Raw genomic sequence first — 18940 nt, 5'->3', positions numbered from 1 at the left:
CGCTTATTTATATTTTCCCTGTCCCTTTTTTCAGATTGCTTCGTCATACCAGGTAGAGAACGAACAATCCGAACCATCGAAAGGGTCCACATGGCTTTGCAGCACCGCAGTTTGACAACAGCACGCATGACGCTCCATCCCACCACCGGCGCCGTGCGCGCCGCGCTGGTCCTGTTCCTGGCCGTAGGCGCGGCCGGCGCCGGTTTGCCGCAGGCAGCGCTGGCCGCCGAGTCCAGCCCGGCCGCCAGCGTGCGCGACTATCATATTCCCGCCGGCAGCCTGCGCGATGCGCTGTCCACGTTTGCCATCGCCGCCGGGATCAACCTGTCCACGCAGGGCGTGGCGCTCGACGGCCTGGCGACGCCGGGCTTGCAGGGCCGCCATGGCATCTCCGCTGGCCTGCAACAACTGCTGCAGGGCAGCGGACTCGAAGTGCTTGCAAACGGCAATGGCAATTACCTGTTGCGTAAAATCAGTAGCAGCACGGCCGATGGCGGCCTGGCCAGCATGCCCGCCGTGATCGTCAGCGCCGAGGCGGACCGCGCCACGGAAGGCACGGGGCTGTATACGTCACGCAATATGTCGACGGCGACGGGCTTGAACCTGTCGCAGCGCCACACGCCGCAAACGGTCAGCGTGATGTCGCGCCAGCAAATGGAAGATTTCGATTTGACCACCTTGCAGGACGTGGCGCGCGCCACGCCTGGCCTGTATGGCAAGACGCAGGGCGTGTCCGACCAGGAAACCACGTATTTCGCGCGCGGTTTTGCCTTGAGCCACGTGAGTGTCGATGGCTTGCCGCTCGATGTCACGGGTTTCAATGAGCGCAACGTTTCGGCCGACATGCTGATGTACGACCGCGTGGAAGTGGTGCGCGGCGCCACCGGACTGATGGAAGGGGCGGGCGCGCCATCGGGCAGCATCAACATGATACGCAAGCGCCCCACGGCCACGCCCCTGCTCAATGCCTCCGCTCACCTGGGCAGCTGGAAGGACCGGCAACTGACGGTCGACGCCAGCAATGCCCTGAACGACTCGGGCAGCGTGCGCGGGCGCGTGGCGGCCAGCTGGCGCGACAGCGACAGCTTTGTCGACGTGGTCAACAATAGCAATGGCACCGTATATGCGATCGTCGAGGCGGACCTGACGCCGTCGACCACGGCCGGCATCGGTTTTTCGCGCCAGCACAGCCGCACCGACGGCGTGTTCGTCGGCTTGCCGACCTTGCCCGACGGCCGCCACATGGACTTGCCCCGCTCGACTTTCCTGAACAATGCCGACTCGTTCCAGAAACGCGACAACAACGTCGTCTTTGCCGACCTGGATACCAAGCTGGAGCAGGGCTGGCGCAGCCGCTTCGCCATCACGCACATCGATGCTTCATCCTCGACGCGCAATACCACCAACAGCCGCATCGAGGGCGAAACGTATCTGCTGGAACAGTCGGAAACGGGCTGGAAGTACAACACGCAACAAGTGGTGGCCGACTGGCGCTTGAGCGGCCCCGTCACCTGGTTCGGCCGCCAGCATGACGTCATCGTCGGCGCCAGCTACCGCCATGACGATTCGGACGCGGCCCAGAGCTGGGAAGGTGCGGGAAAGCGCGTGTTCGATCTGCGCCAGTGGAATCCCCGTGCCTATCCGATGCGCGGCGCGCCGTTCGAGCCCTACAACTGGGGCCGCAAGACGGACGAGAAGGGCATTTATGCGGCCGGCAACTTCAGCCTGGCCGATCCGCTGCGCCTGGTGCTGGGCGGGCGCTTCGGCTGGTATGCGCAGGATGTCACGGGCTGGTATGCCGCCAAGCCGACGTGGCGCCGCGACCTGACGGAAAACGCGAAGTTTACGCCGTACGCGGGTCTGGTCTACGACCTGGACGCGCACCATTCCGTATATGCGAGCGGCACGCAGATCTTCCAGCCGCAAAGCGTGCTCGATGTCGACGGCAATGGCTTGCCACCGTTGAGCGGCACCAACCTGGAAGCGGGCATCAAGGGCGAGTATTTCGGCGGCAGGCTCAATGCCAGCGGCGCCCTGTTCCGCATCAAGCAGAACAACCGCGCCATGGCCGACGAGGTCAATTGCCCCACGGGCGGCGCCATCTATTGCGCCCGCGCGGCCGGGCAGGTAAAAAGCGAAGGCGTCGACTTGCAGTTGTCGGGCTCGCCTCTGCCGGGCTGGCAGATCGCGGGCGGCTACACCTATGTGCTGGCCAAGTACACGAAAGACAGCGTGGCGGCGAACATCGGCCAGCGCATCGCCACCGATGAGCCGAAGCAATTGTTCAAGCTGTACACGACGGTGCAGCTGAGCGGCAGCCTGGCAAAATGGAACCTCGGCGCCTCCGTCTACGCCCAGGACAAGATTGACCGCCGCGACACGGCTTACCTGACGCAGCAGGGTGGCTACGCCATCGTCGGCTTGACGGCCGGCTACCGCCTCAGCGAGCAGGTACAGCTGCGCGTGAGTGTCGACAACGTGCTCGATCGCCGCTACTACCAGGGCCTCGGCTATGCCTGGTCGGGCGGGCTGGAACGCTACGGCGCGCCGCGCAGCGTGCTGTTGTCCCTGAACTACAAGCTGTAGCCTTTACACCAGCGCACCAGCGCACCAGCGCACCAGCGGAGCGCGCCCGGGCGGGCGCCTCTGCTACACTGCCGCCGTCTTCACTTTCACACCGCTCCCATGTCCGCCACGCCCGTCCTGACGCCCCTGAAAAGCGCTTTCCAGCAATCGCGCACCGAGAATAACATCGAGCTGATCCTGCCCGAACTGCTGGCTGCGCAATTGCACGTGGTCATCGGCGGACAAAGCGAGCAGATCGACCTGTTCCTCGTGCCGTCGCCGAATCCGGAGCGCCAGTGCGTGACGGTGGCGGAAGACCCGGCCTTCCTGGCCGGCATCGCGTTTCCCAAGCTTCCCGTCACGGGCGCTCAATTAGTCGCTTCGATTCCGCCCGAGATCGAGATCGTTATCCTGCATGGCGACGGCGCCAATTACCTGACACGCGAGCAGCTGGCCTGGTTCCGCGCCATGCTGGCGCAGAACGCTTGAGCGGCGGGCCAGTGTCGCATCGCCACCGCAATAACTATCACTTTTGATAACTGTATTGCTGAAGTCCTATGAATATGTTTGCAAAGCAACTATACTCATGGCTCTTTAAAAAATCATCGTCACGCTGGCGGCCAGTTATCCGCGCCAGAGTTCGTACGTATTTCGCTCGTTCTCTCTGAACGGGCACCTTTCCCCCGCGCGGCAGGCGCGGGCGTGATGACCGAGCCTTGCCCTGGTCGATTGCTGCCGTTGTCATTTTCGCTGTGTTGCCGCTTTACCAAAAAAGGCCTGGCACCGGCGCGCGGTGCGCTGTCATGTTTTGCGACGTCACGTTTCACTCTATGTAGTTCACGACAGTATGCTGAGTTCCATCTTTGCCTTTTCGACCGATACCGTGCCGTATATCTACGGCACGCACGATGCCTGGCTGGTGCTGTTTTCCATCGGCATCGCCATCTTTGCCTCGTTCATGGCCCTGCAGATCGCCGGCATGGCGCGCAGCAGCGAGCGCGGCTTTCAGCGCCAGACGGCCATCATCACGGGCGCCATCGCGCTGGGCGGCGGCATCTGGTCGATGCACTTCATCGGCATGCTGGCGTTCGACATCTGCACGCGCGTGTCCTTCGAGCCGGGTCTGACCCTGCTGTCGATGCTGCCCGGCGTGGCCGCGTCATGGGTGGCGCTGCACCTGCTGGCGCGCCCGCGCATCAGCTGGCGCCAGCTGGTGGTGGGCGGCGTGCTGGTGGGGCTGGGCATCGGCTCCATGCATTACAGCGGCATGGCCGCCATGCAAACGTCGCTGACCCTGCACTACGAGCCGTGGCTGTTTGCGCTGTCGCTGCTGGTGGCCGTCACCATGGCCATGCTGGCGCTGTGGATACGCTTCGGCCTGAACGCCATGCGCCAGCGCCTCAGTGCGCTGACGGCGCTGCTGGTCAGCAGCGTGGTGATGGGCCTGGCCATTTCCGGCATGCATTACACGGGCATGCTGGCGGCGCGCTTTTCCGGCACGCCCACGGCAGGCGAGAACACGATCACGGTGCAAGCCTCGTTCGTGGCCCTGGCCGTGGCCCTGATCACCGTGACCCTGACCGTCTTCGTGGTCGCCGCGAACGGCTTGCTGCGCTACCGCCAGTTGTTGCGCCATGCCAGCGCCAGCGAGTCGCGCCTGCGCGCCATCGTCGACACGGCCGCCGATGGCCTGATCACCATCGATGGCCAGGGCAAGGTGCGTTCCTTCAATCCCGCCGCGGAAAGCCTGTTTGGCTGGTCCGAAGCGCAGATCGTGGGGCGCGACGCCAGCGTGCTGCTGCAAGCAGCCGATGCGGCCGCGTACGAAGGCTATTTGCGCGACTACCTGGAAACGGGTATCTCGCGCATCCTCGACAGCGGACGCGAACTCGATGGCCGCCACAAGGATGGCGGCGTGCTGCCCATGCGCGTGGCGATCGGCAAGATCGACACGCCGGGCCAGCCCCTGTTCGTGGCGTTTGTCACGGACATGCGCTCGTCGCGCAGCATGGAGCAGGCGCTGAAGGACAGCGAGCGCCAGTACCGCACCCTGATCCGCAATATTCCCGGCGTGTCCTTCCACTGCAGCTTCGCGCCCGAATGGAAGATGATCTTCATCAGCGACGCCGTCTTCAACCTGACGGGCTGGATGCCGCAGGACTTCATCGAAGGGCGGGTCAGGCTGTTCGAGCTCGTGCATCCGGACGATCGCCAGCGCGTCAACGATACCTGCGTGCAGGCGGCCAATGAAAAGCGCGATTTCGAGAACGTCTACCGCCTGATCCACCGCGACGGGCGCGAGCGCTGGGTGCGCGAAAGCAGCGGCCCCGTGCTCGACAACGATGGCGTGGTGCGCTGGATCGACGGCGTCATCCTCGACATCACGGAAAGCGAATTGCGCAACGCCGAATACGAAGGCAAGGTGACGGCCATCTCGCGCGCGACGGCCGTCATCGAGTTCGACCTGCAGGGGCGCATCCTGGCGGCCAACCAGAACTTCCTCGATCTGGTCGGCTACCGGCTCGACGACGTGCTGGGCTTGCACCACAGCATCTTCTGCGAACCCGGTTATGTCACTTCGCCGGACTACATCGCCTTCTGGCAGCAGCTGGCGCAGGGCCAATTCAATACGGGCGAGTACAAGCGCATCGACAAGCATGGCCGCGAAGTGTGGATACAGGCTTCGTACAACCCGATCTTCAACGCGGACGGCAAGCCGTTCAAGGTGGTCAAGCTGGCCACCGACGTGAGCGAGCGGCGCGCCATGCAGGAAAACCTGCGCGCGGCAAAAGACCGCGCCGAGCTGGCCGCCGAATCGAAGACCAGCTTCCTGGCCAACATGAGCCATGAAATCCGCACGCCGATGAACGCCATCATCGGCTTTACGGAAGTACTGCTGGGGACCGCCCTGGACAGCCTGCAGCGCCGCCACCTGGGCACGGTGCGCCAGTCGGCCCGTTCGCTGCTCGAGCTGCTCAACGACATCCTCGACACGGCCAAGCTGGAAAAAGGCGCCACCGAGCTGGAACTGGTGGACTTTTCGCTGCCGGACCTGGTCGACCATGTGGCGGCATCGCTGCGCATCACGGCGCAGGCGCGCGACCTGGTGCTGCATGTGGATGTCGATCCGGGCATGGCCCAGTTCTTCCTGGGCGACGCGCGCCGGGTGCAGCAGGTGCTGACGAATTTGATCGGCAACGCCGTCAAGTTCACGGAAGTGGGCCATGTGCGCGTGGCCGTCGGCATGCAGGGCGAGCAGGTGCATATCGCCGTGCACGACACGGGCATCGGCATCCCCGCCGACCGCCTGGACAAGATCTTCGCGCCGTTTACGCAAGCCGATTCCTCGATGAGCCGCCGCTTTGGCGGCACGGGCCTGGGCACGACGATTTCGCTGCAGCTGGTTGAACTGATGGGAGGCACCATCACGGTGGAAAGCACCCTGGGCGTGGGCAGCGTGTTCCATGTATTGCTGCCGCTGGCGCCGGGCAAGGCCGTGGCGCGCCGCAGCGAACAGCCCGTGGTGGCCTTGCCGCCGCTGCGCATTCTGGTGGCCGACGACGTGCCGCAGAACGTGGAGCTGCTGCAGATCAGTCTGGGCGTGGCCGGCCACCAGGTGATCGCCGCCAGCGATGGCGAGAGCGCCGTGCGCGAGTTCAGCCGTGGCAGCTTCGACATCGTCCTGATGGACGTGCAGATGCCGCGCATGGATGGCCTGGAAGCGACGCGCCTGATCCGCGTGCACGAGCGCGAACAGGGCTTGAAGGCGACGCCCATCATCGCCCTGACGGCCAGCGTGCTGGAACAGGACCGGCGCGCCGCGCAGACGGCGGGCATGAACGGTTTTGCCTCGAAGCCGCTGGAAATGCACAAGCTGACGGCGGAAATCGCCCGCCTGCTCGACATCGCCGTGGCCATGCCGTCGGCGGCCGGCTCGGCGGCGCGTGCGGCCGCAGGCCAGGTGGACTGGCAGCGCGGCATCGCCCTGTGGGGTGGCCGCGAGACCCTGCAGCGCGCCATCGCGCGTTTCGTGCAGGCCAATGGCGATTGCGCCGCCATGCTGGCGGCGGAGCTGGAACGTGGCGATGGCAGCGTAGCGGGCCACCTGCTGCACCGTATCAAGGGCGCGGCGGGCAACCTGTGCCTGGTGCAGGTCGAAAGCCTGCTGGGACGCGTCGAGCAAGCGATCGCGCGCCAGTTGCCGGCCACCGAATTGCTGGTGCAGCTGGCCGCCGCCTTCATGGCGCTGGCCGGCGAGCTGGAGGTCGATGCCGGGGCGCCTTTGGCGCCGGTCGATGCCGCGCCGGCCGCCAGCGCGCCGCTCGATGCCTCCGCCGCTGGCGCCTTGCTGCGGCAAGCCATCGCCAGCCTGGAAGGCGGACAGCTCGACGACGCCCTGATGGCGCGGATCGCGGCCATGCTGGCGCCGCACGGCCAGCAGCAGCGCCTGCAGGCGCTGGCCGGCGCCATCGACGATTTTGAATTTGCGCGCGCCGCGGACGTGCTGCGCCAGCTGCTGGCGTGGCTGGAAGCGCCAGCCGACCTTTCCTGATATTGGGCGAACCATGACCTTACACGAAGACAAACCGATCCTGCTGCTGGTGGACGACGAAGCGACGAATCTGCAGGTGCTGCGGCAAATTTTGCAGGATGATTACCGCCTGCTGTATGCCAAGGATGGCGAGAAGGCGCTGGAACTGGCGCAGAACAATCCCGTCGAACTGATCCTGCTCGACATCATGATGCCCGCGATGACGGGCTATGAAGTGTGCCGCCAGCTCAAAGCCATGCCGGCCACCGCGTCCATCCCCGTCATTTTTGTGACGGCCCTGTGCGACGTGAAGGACGAGGCGGACGGCTTTGACGCCGGCGCCGTCGACTACATCACCAAGCCCGTCAGCCCGTCCATCGTGCGCGCCCGCGTGCGCACGCATCTGTCGCTGGTCGATGCCGAGGAACTGCGCCGCTCGCGCCTGCAGGTGATCCAGACCCTGGGCCAGGCGGCCGAATACAAGGACAACGAAACGGGCATGCACGTCATCCGCATGAGCTATTACGCGCGCCAGCTGGCGCTGGCGGCCGGCTACAGCGCGGCCAGGGCGGAAGACCTGCTCAACGCGGCGCCCATGCACGACGTGGGCAAGATCGGCATCCCCGACGCCATCCTGCAAAAGCCGGGCAAGCTCGATGCGGACGAATGGAACGTCATGCGCCGCCACGCGGAAATCGGCGCGGCCATCATCGGCGAGCACGCGGGCGGCCTTTTAAAAATGGCGCGCACCATCGCCCTGACGCACCACGAGAAATGGGATGGCAGCGGCTATCCGCAAGGCTTGCAAGGCGAAGACATCCCCCACGAAGGCCGCATCGTCGCCATCGCCGACGTCTTCGACGCGCTCACCAGCGAGCGCCCTTACAAGCGCGCCTGGACGGTCGAAGAAGCCATCGCCACCATGCAGCGCGACAGCGGCACGCACTTCGACCCGACCCTGCTGGCGCTGTTTGTGGAACACTTGCCGGCCATGCTGGAGATCAAGGACAAGTGGCGCGAGCCGGTGTGATGCTGTGCCCGTAGCCTGGTAGGTCGGATTAGCGGGGCAAAGCCCCGCGTAATCCGACAACGTTGTTGGCGTTGCCCAAAGTGAAGCTAACAATGTTGTCGGATTACGGCTCCGCCTAATCTGACCTACGGTTGCCAACCCAGCCATTGATACCAGCCGTGATCGGGGCTGCGCAGTTGATCATAGATGCCCAGCCGGCTGGCGGCCAAGCCTGTCAGATCGAGCAAGTTCAGAGAGGTGGCGAATGACAAGGTTGCGATCAGCGCTTGTTGCGCGCCATGCGCAATATAAAAGGTACCCGGGCGCGTGACGTCGTTTTGGCAAAGCTGGGCTTCCCAGGCAGCCGTGTAGGCATCGGCTGCAATATACACCCAGTGATAGGGGAAACCGTCCGGGCCGGCCAGTTCGGCAGGCGGACCGAAGCGGTACGTGCGCTGGACTTTCAACGGCCAGATGGAGGCCGCGTTCCACGCTGCGCGCACCAGGGCCTGGCCTGCTGGATGGGTGATGATATGACTCAATAATTCAGCGCGCAGCGATGCCAATGCCGGCAGGCGCGCAGCCATTTCTGGTGGAATCGGCGTTTCTTCCAGTTCAAGTGTCATGCGAAGCTAGCCTACGATGTCGGCCATGCCCCTATGTTGCCACTTGGCCGCCGCCAGCACCTTGCGCAATCTCTCGTTTGCAGGCAGATCCAGCAGCGCTTGCTGACTGGGATGTACCCCGGCCCGAGTCTCGAATGATTTGCCTGCAAGCATCTCTGCCGGCGACAGTTCGTTAAATTCGTCGACACTGCTGACCCAGAAGGCATGGATTTCACTAGTCGGCTGGTCGGAAAGGACGGCCAGTACCGGCCCAATCAGTTCCGGCACCGGCTGGATAAATTGCCAGGCTGGAAACTCCTTGCCGATGCTGCGCCCCTTGGGTGTCACGCAATAAAACCGCCTGCTTTCCACTGCGCGATACAGGGACGCCTGCGACAGTTCCACCCATCCTTGTCCAATGACATCGGATACCTTGAGTTTTGACACGGGAAGCTGGAGCGGTATGCTTGACGGCGCGGCGCCCAGCGAGGCGCGCGCCTGATGGAGTGCGCGCGTGGCCACGTCGATCAGGCGCTGGCGCTCGGGCCCTTGCGCCAGTATGTCGAGCTGTGCGGTCACGAGCTGCGAGAATTGTTCCACCACCCGCAGGTCGCTATCTGTTAAGGCCTGACGCTCGGGCGCCAGAGTATCGTGATGCAGATGCGCTGTCATGATGAATCCTTTACAGTAGCGTGGTAAAGAACATCATATACAAGATTCTCATGTTTCGCAACTTTATCATGCGACGCAACTTTCTTATCCAGCGTTAGGCCATGCGGGGAGCATGCCAAGTGCCTTAAGGCAAAGTGTCAGGCAGACGCAAAATCCGCCGTATCTCCAGAATCGCTTGTGGGCTTTCCTGCACGCTGTGCCACGAAGGGATGACTTTTTCCGACAGGGCGCCGTCGAGGTGGGCGCTGGCGTAGGGCACCACGCCGTCGCTCGATTCGGCCAGCGGCAGGTCCGGCGTGTCGTTGCCCATGATGGAGTAGTAGCGCACTTTGGGGCTGATCGGCAGGTCCGCCACCAGGCGCACGAACGGGTCCTTGTCGCTGAGGTTGTCGATGCTGTTGGGGATGCGCAGCGGCTCGCTGCTGCCCGTGTCGAGCTGCGCCAGGCTGCCGGCCGCGTCCGACAGTTGCTCGAGCATGTTGATGGGCAGGGTGACGAGGTTGGCGATCCAGCGCGCCACCTTGTGGTTGGCGAACGAGGTGCCGCGGTGCGGTGCGGCGATGAAGATGGCGCGGTTGACCTGCGGCATGGCCGTGAAATTGAGGTAGGGCGCCAGTCCGGCGCGTACTTTTTCCGCCTTCTTGCCCTTCAAATGGTATTCTTCCGTGATGGCGTCGAGCAGGGTGTTGCTGGCGTCGGACACCATCAGGCGCGCCAGCACGCCGCCCATGCTGTGGCCGATCAACACCATGTCGTTCGCCGCATCCGCCTTGGTCGAAGGGTCGAAATGCGCCAGCGTGGCGGCCAGCGCCTGGCGGATGGCCACGTTGTTGGCGGCCAGCGGCGCATTGCTCGGGTAGTACACCTGCCAGATCTGGTAGCGGCGCCGCAGCTGCTCGTCGCCCATCAATTCATTCGCCACATTGATCCACGCTTCCGGACTGCTGGCCAGGCCGTGCAGCATGACGATGGTGCGCTTGTTCGGGTCGTAGGGCTGCATCAGGTGCACCTGCGGGCGCGAGATGCCATCGGCGCGGCCGAACAGGGTGCGCAGCGCCTGCACGCCGAAGCCGGAACGGGCCAGCCACAGGCCATAGCCGGCCGTGAAGTTGGCCGCCACGGGCAATTCCTGGCCTGCCATGCGCGTCGATTCGCTGCGCGTCGGATCGACCAGCATCACCATCAACTGCTGCGTGGCCAATACCTCTTGCAGGCTGTTGCCGTCGAAGCGGATCAGCGCCGTGACGACGGGGAAGCGGGTTTCCTGGTACGGCACATACTCGCCTTGCGATGCGCCTGGCCTGGGCATGACGGCGACCAGGTCGGCGCCGAAGCCGTCGCGCCGGTACACATTGCGCAGGCCGGAAAACGACAGCGAGGTGGCCGGCAGCAATTCTTCGGGCAGGGTGCCGTCCTCGGGCAGGCGCAGGGCCGACAATTCGCTGTCGATCTGCCAGCCGGCGACGCGGATCACATGGCCGTCAGGGCGGTATTCGCCATGGTGGCGGAACAGGTTGCCGACGGCCTTTTGCACGGCATAGTTATAGTAGTCGCGGATTTGCGTCTGGCGTTCCTCGAAGGCGCGCTGGCCCGGCGTGCGCGTCGTGTAGAACAGGTAGGCGTAGGCGTAGCGGGCCGATTCGAGCCAGGCGGCCAGCAATTCGGCGCTGGCATGGCCACCTTGCTTCTCTTCCGCCAGTGCGCTCTCCAGCCACAGTTCGGACAGCGTCGCCAGGCGCTGCTCGTCGCTGAGCAGTTCGGAGCGGGCCAGGTCGGCGCGGCAGCTGCCCGTATTGGTTTCGCAGGCGGCGATGTCGCTGCCGATAATGCGCAGCACTTCGCTGGCCGCGGCGCTCAATTTACCCGTGGTGAGGATGTCGCCGCGCCGCTGCTGCAGGTAGTCGGCCGGGGAAATCGCGCTGACGGTGACGGCGGCGCAGCCGCTCAGCAGCGCCGCGGCGCACAGCAGGGCAGCCAGGCGCAGTCGCCGCATCAGCGTGGCCGGCATCTCAGAACGAATAGACCAGGGTCAGCGACGTCTGCGTATCCGTGTTCTTCTTGTCGTCCGGTACGCGCGTGTCGTTGCGGGCGCTGAAGGCGGCTTTCATCTGCATGGTGCCGTTGATCTTCGTACTGAGGGACGTTTCGGCGATGGAGTGGGTGTTCGACGTACCACGTTCGACGCTGAGCGTCTGTGAAAACATCGCTGACTGGCTGATCTTCCACTTCATGGCGGCCGCGCCGCGCACCGTCAGGCCGTGCTCCGATTCGCCCGCGTCGTTGGTGCCGCTGAAATAGCCAGGACCGAATTCCACGTCGACGCTCTTGTCGCTCGACTGGTACCAGCGCGAGCCATGACCGACGGCCAGGGTCGAGTACTTGGTATAGGCGCCGAACTTGTCGTTCACGTGCGAGGCCAGCACGAACAGTTTTTCATGATCGGCCATCAGTTTGTAGGCGGCCTTGGCGGAAGCGGAAAAGCGTTCGGCCGAGCGCTCGCGCACTTTCTGCCCGTCGTCGTTCGTCGTTTCATCTTCCTTGAAGTAGCCGCTGAAGATGTACTGGTTGCTCCAGTCATCGAGTTCCTGGCGCGCGTCGATCTTGCCCGTCACCGAGGTGCCGACCGTATTGCCCGAGGTGGTGATGGCGCCCAGTTCGGCGGAGGTGCTCCAGCTGCCGATGGGAATTTCATCGAACAGCATGGTTTGTTTTACGTCTGCGGCGGCGGCGCTGCCGCAGGTGATGGCCATGGCCAGCGCGAGAGAGTGGGTCGATTTCATGGCTGTATTTGTCTATGGCGCGCGCCGGGCGCGCCTGCGGTTCGTTAGTGGCGGTGGTGTCGATGCAGGCCGCAGCAATCGGGGCGGCGCAGATAAAAACATGCGTACGTGCGCGCGCGGGCGCGGCCAAACATTGTCGAGGCTGTATTGTACCCGACCCTTGCCTCGCCCGCCGCACGCGGCGGCATGTCTGAAAACTGCTATAGTCAGGGCAATCTTGCCAACCTGCCATGTGCTCGCATCGACCATGAAAACTGTTAGGAATCTTGCTGTGTTGCTATGTTCGTGCGTGGCCGCGCAGACCTTGGCGCAGCCGCCCGCGCCAGTACCGCCGCTGACGCAAGCGACGATACGCGAGGCCGTGCGCGCCGTGCTGGCGGAAGAGGCGCAGGTGCGCGACGCTCTGCCGCAGCCAGCCATGCAGCAGGTGACGATACGCGCCGACAGAAAGTACGAGCAGTTTGCCGCCGCCTTTGCCGAAGCGAAGGTGCCCGACTGCCTGCACCCCGACGGCTTGAAGCGTCAGCCCACCGGCATCGGCCCGCTCGCCATCGGTGGCGTGTATGCCTTGCCCTTCGTGGCGATTGCCAAGCTGCGCGGAAAATGCAACTAGGCGGCTAGCCGCGGGGCGGCACCTGCGCGACGGGGCTGGCAAGTGGCGCGCGCCTGGCGTATGCTGCGCCTGTTTGCTGCCTGATCTTTACAAGGAATCTCCCGTGCGCTGCCTGGTCATCGAAGACGAAGCCGAAACTTCCCGCTATATCTGTGCCGGCCTGCGCGAGGCGGGCCACGACGTCACCGCCTGCGACAATGGCATCGACGGCATGCGTCTGGCCTGTGGCGAAGACTGGGATGCCCTGGTGCTCGACCGCCTGCTGCCCGGCGAGATCGACGGCCTGGCCATCGTCGCGCGCCTGCGCGGCATGGGTCGCAACACGCCCGTGCTGGTGCTGTCGGCCCTGTCCAGCGTCGACGAGCGCGTGCGCGGCTTGCGCAGCGGCGGCGACGATTACCTGTCAAAGCCGTTCGCCATCGCCGAACTGCTGGCGCGCATCGAGGCGCTGCTGCGGCGCGCCGCGCCCGTGCCCGAAGCGACGCAGCTGCAGGTGGCCGACCTGGTGCTCGACATGCGCACCATGCGCGTGACGCGCGCCAACCGGCAAATCGCCCTGCAGCCGCGCGAATTTCGCCTGCTGGAATACCTGATGCGCCACCAGGGCCAGTCCGTCACGCGCGCCATGCTGCTCGAAGCCGTGTGGGACTACCATTTCGACCCGCAGACGAACGTCATCGATGTGCAGGTGAGCCGCTTGCGCACCAAGGTGGACAAGGAGTTTTCACCGCCGCTGATCCACACGGTGCGCGGCGTCGGCTATACGCTGGGCGTGCTCGACGGTGCGTAATCTGCACCGCTCGATCGCGGCCCGCCTGGCGCTCGGCTATGGCGTGCTGGTGGTCGTCTCGATCAGCATCGTCTGCGCCGTCTTCTATTTCGGCACCATCGGCGTGCTCGATCGCAGCGTGGACCGCAAGCTGACCCTGCTCTCGGAGCGCCTCGCCGCGCTGTACCAGCAGGCGGGCAGCAGCCGCACGACGGCGGAAATCGCCCATCTGCTCACCGACCGCACCGACAGCGACACGGAGATCTTCCTGCTGGTGGACGCCGATGGCCGCCGCGTGGCGGGCAATCTGTCGTCCTGGCCCGACGTGGCCAGTCCCGTGGGCCGCTTGCTGCACCGCGACGTCACGCGCGAAGGGCGCAGGGTGCCCGCGCGCATGCTGATCCGCGACCTGGCGGGCGGCGCGCGCCTGTTCGTCGGACGCGACATGGAAGAGGGCAAGTCGATTCGCACCCTGGTGCTGCGCTCGCTGGCCTATGGCGGCGCGGTGGCCATCCTGCTGGTGGTGGCGGGCGCGTGGCTGTTCCGCCGCCAGCTCGAGGCGCGCATCGGGCAGATCCGCCGCACGGCGGGGGAAATCGAGGCGGGCGACCTGAGCCGTCGTATTCCTGTCGCCAGCGAGGATGAATTCGGCTTGCTGAGCCGCGACATCAACCGCATGCTCGACCGCATCGAACACCTGATGGAAGGCGTGCGCCACGTCTCGAACGCCATCGCGCACGATTTGCGTACGCCGCTGGGCCGCATCCGCAACAAGCTCGATGGCGCCTTGCGCCAGCAGCCGGGCGTGGCCGGCTACGCGAGCGCGGCGCAGGCGGCCATCGACGATATCGACGACCTGACGCGCGTGTTCGACAAGCTGCTGCAGATCGCGGCGGCCGAATCGGGCATGCGCCCGGAGAATTTCGACGACGTCGACCTGCACCAGATCGGCGCCGACATCGTGGAAATGTACGAAGCGACGGCCGACGAGCAGGGCGTGCTGCTGGTGCAGATGGTTGGCGAGGGCGTGCCGGCGCGCGGCGACCGCAACCTGCTGGGCAGCGCGCTGGCCAGCCTGGTCGACAACGCCATCAAGTATGCTGGGCCGGGCGCCACGGTGGAAGTGTCGGCCGGCAGCGATGAACAGGGCCGCTGGCTGGCCGTGCGCGACAACGGCCCCGGCGTGCCCAGGGACGAGTTGCCAAAGCTGACGCAGCGTTTTTACCGGCTCGACAAGAGCCGCCATTTGCCCGGCAATGGCCTGGGCCTGTCCATCGTGGCGGCCATCGCGGCCCTGCACGGCGGCAGCCTGGACATCGAGGATGCCGCGCCGGGCTTGCGCCTGCGCGTGCGGCTGCTGCGCTAGCGCGGCTAAGCGGTACATTACCAACTGGTAAGGCCCTTCGTTGCACCCGACGGCATTTTTTGACCTGCGCGGCTTTTTTGCCGCACGGCCCGGCGCAAGCGGCGCGATCGGCGTATACTTGTCGGCGTTCTCAACCTGAAGCCAGTCATCCCATGCCAGCACAATTCCCCACTTCGCGCATGCGCCGCCTGCGCGCGACACCGCAACTGCGCGAGCTGTTCCGCGAGACCGAGATCAATCCGCGCGACCTGGTCCTGCCGATCTTCGTCGACGAAGGTTCCAGCGATTTCATCGACATCAAGTCCATGCCTGGCGTGCGCCGCATTCCCGAAGCGAAGCTGGCGCAGGAAGTCGAACGCTATGCGCGCGCCGGTCTGCGCTCCGTCATGACCTTCGGCATTTCGCACCACAAGGACAGTCACGGCACGGACACCCTGAATCCGGACGGCCTGGTGGCGCGCATGTCGCGCATCATCAAGGACGCCGTGCCGGAAATGGTGGTCATGTCCGACACCTGCTTCTGCGAATACACGGACCACGGCCATTGCGGCATCCTGCATGGCGACACGGTTGACAATGACAGCACGGTGCTGAACCTGGGCAAGCAGGCCGTCATCGCGGCTCAGGCGGGCGCCGACATCATCGCGCCATCGGCCGCGATGGATGGCCAAGTGGCGGCCATCCGCGCGGCGCTGGACGCGGCCGGCTTCCACGACACGCCCGTGATGGCGTATTCGACCAAATTCGCCTCCGGCCTGTACGGCCCGTTCCGCGACGCGGCCGGCAGCACCCTGAAGGGTGACCGCAAAACCTACCAGATGGACCCGATGAACCGCCGCGAAGCGATCCGCGAGTCGCTGATCGACGAAGCCGAAGGCGCCGACGCGCTGATGGTGAAACCGGCTGGCGCCTACCTGGACATCATCCGCGACCTGCGCGAAGTGACGCGCTTGCCGATCGGCGCCTACCAGGTCAGCGGCGAATACGCGATGATCAAGTTCGCCGCCCAGGCGGGCGCCATCGACGAGCGCCGCGTGGTGCAGGAAACCCTGGGCGCCATCAAGCGCGCGGGCGCGGACATGATCTTTACGTATTTCGCGATGGATGTGCTGAATAATCCGTATTAAACATTTCCCATCAAGTTAGTGCTTGTTTTCAACCCCAAAGCAAGAGCTGGGGTCAGACCCGGCGGGACTCGGCGTCCCCGTCTGACCCCGGAATTTGCCGTTGGGTTTATTTAGCTTATCCATGCCCCTGAAAATCTCCCGCATCCTGCACGCCGGCTATGTCTTCGAATGCGAAGGCACGGCCATCGCCTTCGATCCCATCGTCGAAAACCCGTTCAGCCGTAACTGCCACGCGTTTCCTCCCGTGCGCTTCGACCTCGATGCCGTGCGCCGGCTGCGCTGGGATGCCGTCTTCATCTCGCACTTCCACGATGACCACTGCTCGCTCGACAGCCTCGATGCGCTCGACCGCGCCACGCCCATCTACCTGTACTGCGTCTTCGACGAACTGTTCGCGATGATACGCGCGCTGGGTTTTACGTCCGTCGAGCGCCTGCACGTCGATGTGCCCGTGCGCGTGGGCGCCATCGAGGTGATCCCGCGCCGCGCGCTCGATGACGATGTCGACTCGCTGTTCCAGGTGCGCGCCGCCGGCCTGAATGTGCTCAACGTCGTCGATTCCTGGATCGGCCCCGAGACGTTGGCGCAGCTGGCCGCCTTCGCGCCGTGGGACCTGGTGCTGTGGCCATTTCAGACCATGCGCGAGATCGCCGTCATCGCGCCGTCGCAGGCAGTGCGGGGGCCAGTCGAGCTTCCCGACGACTGGATTGCCCAGCTGCGCGCGCTGGCGCCCCGTTACCTCGTGCCCAGCTCTTGCCAGTTCGTGCAGGAAGACTGGTCCTGGTACAACCACGCGATGTTCCCGATTACCTACCGCCGCTTTGCCGATGAAATCGGCGCCGCGCTGCCGGAGGCGCACATCTTCCGCCTCGATCCTTCCACGGCCGTGCTGCTCGACGCGCACGGCGTGAGCAGCGCCGAACCCTTGCCCTGGGTCATCCCCGTGGGCCCGCAGGATGTGGATTTCGACTACCGCCCCGATGCGCTTGCGCCCGCGACCGCCGACATCGCCCGGCGTTTCGCGCCCTTGATCGACGCCGATGCGGCGCTGGTGTTCGATTTTTGCCAGCATGGCTTGCTCGAACGCTACCGCGACATGGAGCTGCCCGAAGACAGTTATTTCCAAAGCCCTCGCCTGTGGCGCCTGTCGCTGTATGGCCATGACGGCGCGGCCACGGTCCTGCATTACCGCACGCATGGCGACTTGATCGACCTGGTGCCCGACACGGGCGAGGCGCCCGACTGGACGACGGAAGTGCCGCTGGTGAAATGCCATGCGGCGCTGGCGCTCGGTGAATCGCTGACCTCGATGTACATGCGCATCAACGACGGCCCTTTCGATGCGGCCACGCGGGCAGGACTGGAAGAGGCCGACATCGTCGACGACCCCTTGATCCGCTGCCTGTTCAACGACGCCATCGGCGCCTACCAGGCGGCGCAGCTCAAGCGCCTTTTGGCGCGGCCTGAAGGAAATGGCGCGACGCGGTAAGATAGCTGCTTCTGACTACAACGGGAAAGACACCATGGCACACGACAACGAGACCGCGATCCTGGCCGGCGGCTGCTTCTGGGGCGTGCAAGACTTGCTGCGCCGCTATCCGGGCGTGCTCGCCACGCGCGTGGGCTACAGCGGCGGCGACGTGGCCAATGCCACCTACCGCAACCATGGCACGCATGCGGAAGCGATCGAGATCATCTTCGACCCGAACACCATCAGCTACCGCAAGATCCTGGAATTGTTCTTCCAGATCCACGACCCCAGCACGCCGGACCGTCAGGGCAATGACCGCGGCACCAGCTACCGTTCGGCCATCTTTTACACCAGCGACGAGCAAAAACGGGTCGCCGAAGACACCATCCGCGACGTCGACGCCTCCGGCCTGTGGCCAGGCAAGGTGGTGACCGAAGTGGCGCCGGCCGGCCCGTTCTGGGAAGCGGAAGCGGAGCACCAGGATTATCTGCAGCGCTTGCCGCACGGCTACACCTGCCACTACATCCGGCCGGACTGGGTCTTGCCGCAGCGTCAACCATAAGCATCACGGGAGACGGCCATGCGTTACTGGCGGGTGGAGCGGCGGCAGGCGGAAGGCCAGTTGGACCTGGGGCGCGCGCTCGATCTGCTGGCCGCCATCGGCCATGCCGACGTCAACGCCATGGCGGGCGCCATCCTGAAAACGGCCGGCGCGGCCGCATCCATCGCCCAGTGCACGATCTTCGCGTATGAATTCGGCAACCGGCCCCGTACGGTGGCCGTGGCCGACCGGCGCGGCGGGCGTTTCTTGCAGGATATCGCCGACAGCTACGCGCGCCATTACTATGCGCTCGATGGCAACCAGAGCGTGATCGCCCCCGCCGCCCGGCCGAAGCTGGACCCCGCCATCGTGCTGCACCAGCAGGCCAGCGACGAGATCGACCATCCCGGCTACCGCGCCACCTGCTATCAAAGACCGAATGTGTCGGACCGGCTGTCCCTGCTGGTACAGCCGGCCGGCGATATCTGGCTATCCGTCAATTTTTACCGCGACAGCAGCCAGGGCCAGTTCCAGCCCGGCGAAGTGGCCGCCATCGAAACCCTCTCGCCGCTGTTCGCGTATGCGGCCAAACACCACTACAGCGTCAATGGCCAGGCCACGCAAGGTGTCGCGCCGATGATGCTGGCAAGGCTGCGCCAGCATTGCCCCGCCTTGAGCAAGCGCGAACTGGACGTGTTGCGCTGCGTGCTCGAAGGCCTCACGGCCGTCGAAATCGCCGAGACCATGGGCGTGCAGCCGTCCAGCGTGATCACGTACCAGAAGCGCGCCTATAAGCGCCTGGGCATTTCCAGCCAGCGCCAGTTGTTCGCCCTGTGCATGGTGCCAGCACCCGCCTAGTCCCTTCGGCGTAGGGATGGCTCCGTCTTTCTG

At 64.9% G+C, this 18940-nt stretch carries 15 protein-coding genes; 11 read left to right on the top strand and 4 right to left on the bottom strand.

Annotated features, from left to right (window positions below; all coding sequences use genetic code 11):
• The first annotated feature begins 126 nt into the window (after positions 1 to 126).
• The 4 genes from ACP7DW_RS06100 to ACP7DW_RS06085 all read left to right on the top strand — a co-directional run bounded on the left by ACP7DW_RS06100 (position 127) and on the right by ACP7DW_RS06085 (position 8126).
• Positions 127 to 2586 (top strand): TonB-dependent siderophore receptor, encoded by a 2460-nt coding sequence (locus ACP7DW_RS06100; protein ID WP_426054355.1) that lies wholly within the window; start codon positions 127 to 129, stop codon positions 2584 to 2586.
• A gap of 99 nt (positions 2587 to 2685) precedes the next feature.
• Entirely contained in the window at positions 2686 to 3054 is a 369-nt protein-coding gene (locus ACP7DW_RS06095) for a hypothetical protein (protein ID WP_426054354.1), read from the top strand.
• A gap of 358 nt (positions 3055 to 3412) precedes the next feature.
• On the top strand, positions 3413 to 7117 hold the full coding sequence (locus tag ACP7DW_RS06090; RefSeq protein WP_426054353.1) for a PAS domain S-box protein: 3705 nt from the start codon (positions 3413 to 3415) through the stop codon (positions 7115 to 7117).
• Positions 7118 to 7130: 13 nt separating this feature from the next.
• Complete coding sequence (locus ACP7DW_RS06085; protein WP_426054352.1) at positions 7131 to 8126, top strand: HD domain-containing phosphohydrolase; 996 nt, start codon at positions 7131 to 7133, stop codon at positions 8124 to 8126.
• Between the two features lie 125 nt (positions 8127 to 8251).
• Here ACP7DW_RS06085 and ACP7DW_RS06080 read toward each other — a convergent pair whose 3' ends face one another.
• From ACP7DW_RS06080 to ACP7DW_RS06065, 4 genes are all read right to left on the bottom strand, one after another.
• Positions 8252 to 8731 (bottom strand): hypothetical protein, encoded by a 480-nt coding sequence (locus tag ACP7DW_RS06080; protein ID WP_426054351.1) that lies wholly within the window; start codon positions 8729 to 8731, stop codon positions 8252 to 8254.
• Between the two features lie 6 nt (positions 8732 to 8737).
• Entirely contained in the window at positions 8738 to 9382 is a 645-nt protein-coding gene (locus tag ACP7DW_RS06075) for a hypothetical protein (protein ID WP_426054350.1), read from the bottom strand.
• 124 nt (positions 9383 to 9506) lie between these two features.
• Positions 9507 to 11375: an esterase/lipase family protein gene (locus ACP7DW_RS06070; RefSeq protein WP_426054349.1), complete on the bottom strand. Its 1869-nt coding sequence runs from the start codon at positions 11373 to 11375 to the stop codon at positions 9507 to 9509.
• Positions 11376 to 11391: 16 nt separating this feature from the next.
• On the bottom strand, positions 11392 to 12162 hold the full coding sequence (locus ACP7DW_RS06065; RefSeq protein ID WP_426054348.1) for a DUF481 domain-containing protein: 771 nt from the start codon (positions 12160 to 12162) through the stop codon (positions 11392 to 11394).
• 271 nt (positions 12163 to 12433) lie between these two features.
• On the opposite strand from ACP7DW_RS06065, the gene ACP7DW_RS06060 reads away from it, so the two are divergent.
• From ACP7DW_RS06060 to ACP7DW_RS06030, 7 genes are all read left to right on the top strand, one after another.
• Entirely contained in the window at positions 12434 to 12775 is a 342-nt protein-coding gene (locus tag ACP7DW_RS06060) for a hypothetical protein (RefSeq protein WP_426054347.1), read from the top strand.
• Between the two features lie 103 nt (positions 12776 to 12878).
• A complete protein-coding gene (locus ACP7DW_RS06055; protein ID WP_152253375.1) occupies positions 12879 to 13565 on the top strand; it encodes a winged helix-turn-helix domain-containing protein in 687 nt (228 codons plus the stop codon).
• Positions 13558 to 14910: a sensor histidine kinase gene (locus tag ACP7DW_RS06050; RefSeq protein WP_426054346.1), complete on the top strand. Its 1353-nt coding sequence runs from the start codon at positions 13558 to 13560 to the stop codon at positions 14908 to 14910. The genes ACP7DW_RS06055 and ACP7DW_RS06050 overlap by 8 nt, the downstream gene beginning before the upstream one ends.
• Positions 14911 to 15062: 152 nt before the next feature.
• On the top strand, positions 15063 to 16037 hold the full coding sequence (gene hemB, locus ACP7DW_RS06045) for a porphobilinogen synthase (protein WP_426054345.1): 975 nt from the start codon (positions 15063 to 15065) through the stop codon (positions 16035 to 16037).
• A 121-nt stretch (positions 16038 to 16158) separates the two neighbouring features.
• The gene (locus ACP7DW_RS06040) at positions 16159 to 17526 is read left to right on the top strand and encodes an MBL fold metallo-hydrolase (RefSeq protein WP_426054344.1); all 1368 of its coding nucleotides are present in this window, start codon (positions 16159 to 16161) and stop codon (positions 17524 to 17526) included.
• Between the two features lie 34 nt (positions 17527 to 17560).
• Entirely contained in the window at positions 17561 to 18070 is a 510-nt protein-coding gene (msrA, locus tag ACP7DW_RS06035; RefSeq protein ID WP_426054343.1) for a peptide-methionine (S)-S-oxide reductase MsrA, read from the top strand.
• 18 nt (positions 18071 to 18088) lie between these two features.
• On the top strand, positions 18089 to 18907 hold the full coding sequence (locus ACP7DW_RS06030; protein ID WP_426054342.1) for a helix-turn-helix domain-containing protein: 819 nt from the start codon (positions 18089 to 18091) through the stop codon (positions 18905 to 18907).
• The last annotated feature ends 33 nt before the right edge of the window (positions 18908 to 18940 follow it).

Origin of the sequence: Janthinobacterium sp. PSRC1-1, from assembly GCF_049897525.1 — a bacterium.
Lineage (GTDB): Bacteria > Pseudomonadota > Gammaproteobacteria > Burkholderiales > Burkholderiaceae_D > Janthinobacterium > Janthinobacterium tructae.
Note: the sequence above shows the minus strand (reverse complement) of the source record. Positions and strands in the feature narration are given on the sequence as shown.